Annotated in this window: 1 pseudogene; it reads right to left on the bottom strand. The window is 62.1% G+C overall.

Annotation, left to right across the window (positions count from 1 at the left end):
- A pseudogene (locus ENZ75_RS33445) lies at positions 1–712 on the bottom strand (preprotein translocase subunit SecA); the annotation flags it as partial.

The following is a 712-nucleotide window of genomic DNA, read 5'->3' as shown; positions in this document are numbered from 1 at the left end:
ATTGACGATGTGCTCGCTCCACAGATGGTCGAGCGTCGGCAGCACCACCGAGCGCTCGACATAGTTCATCACCTCGGGGCCAAAACGCTCGGCGCGCTCCTTGGCGGCGGCTTCGGCGGCCTGCGCGATGCGCTCGCGGATGTCGTCCTCGGCGATGCCCTCTTCCTTGGCCCAGTCCTCGACCGGCAGGTCGAGGTTCAGGAACTCGGCGATCTCGGCCTTCAGCCCGGCAACGTTCCACTGCTCGGCATAGGCGTTTTCGGGAATGGCCTTGGCGACGATCTCGTCGATGACGCCTTCGCGCATCTCGGCGATCGTTTCGGAGAGGCCTTCGCCGTCCATCAGTTCGATGCGCTGCTCGAACACCACCTTGCGCTGGTCGTTGGAGACGTCGTCATATTTCAACAGGTTCTTGCGGATGTCGAAGTTGCGCGCCTCGACCTTCTTCTGCGCCTTTTCCAGCGCCTTGTTGATCCACGGATGGATGATCGCCTCGTCTTCCTTGAGGCCGAGCTTCTGCAGCATGCCGTCCATGCGCTCGGAGCCGAAGATGCGCATCAGATCGTCCTGCAGGGACAGGAAGAATTTCGAGCGGCCGGGGTCGCCTTGTCTTCCTGAACGACCTCTAAGCTGGTTGTCGATGCGGCGCGATTCGTGGCGTTCGGTGGCCAGCACATAGAGGCCGCCGGCGGCCAATGCCTTTTCCTTCAGC

Origin of the sequence: Mesorhizobium sp. M7A.F.Ca.CA.002.04.1.1 (assembly GCF_004022805.1) — a bacterium.
Classification (GTDB): Bacteria; Pseudomonadota; Alphaproteobacteria; order Rhizobiales; family Rhizobiaceae; genus Mesorhizobium; species Mesorhizobium ciceri.
Note: the sequence above shows the minus strand (reverse complement) of the source record. Positions and strands in the feature narration are given on the sequence as shown.